The sequence below is a fragment of the Microbulbifer okhotskensis genome, assembly GCF_023895975.1.
In the GTDB taxonomy this organism is placed as follows: domain Bacteria; phylum Pseudomonadota; class Gammaproteobacteria; order Pseudomonadales; family Cellvibrionaceae; genus Microbulbifer; species Microbulbifer okhotskensis.
Genome location: NZ_JALBWM010000590.1, coordinates 1 through 211, shown reverse-complemented (window position 1 = coordinate 211; position 211 = coordinate 1). Strand labels below are relative to the sequence as shown.

1 pseudogene is annotated in these 211 nt (G+C 57.3%); it reads left to right on the top strand.

Features of this window, described 5'->3' with window-relative positions:
- Window positions 1-211 (top strand): annotated as a pseudogene (locus MO867_RS23375) (MinD/ParA family protein); the annotation flags it as partial.

Below are 211 nucleotides of genomic sequence, written 5' to 3'. Positions count from 1 at the left end.
GCTGTCCGATGTGATGTTGAAGGCGGGGGAAAATGTCCGCATAGTGCCGGCATCCTCCGGTACTCAATCCATGACGGCGCTGGGCGTGCATGAACATGCCGAGCTGATTCATGCCTTTACCGATATCGCCGACGAAATTGATGTGCTGGTGATTGATACCGCGGCGGGCATATCCGAGTCGGTGGTCAGCTTCCTGCGTGCGGCTCAGGAA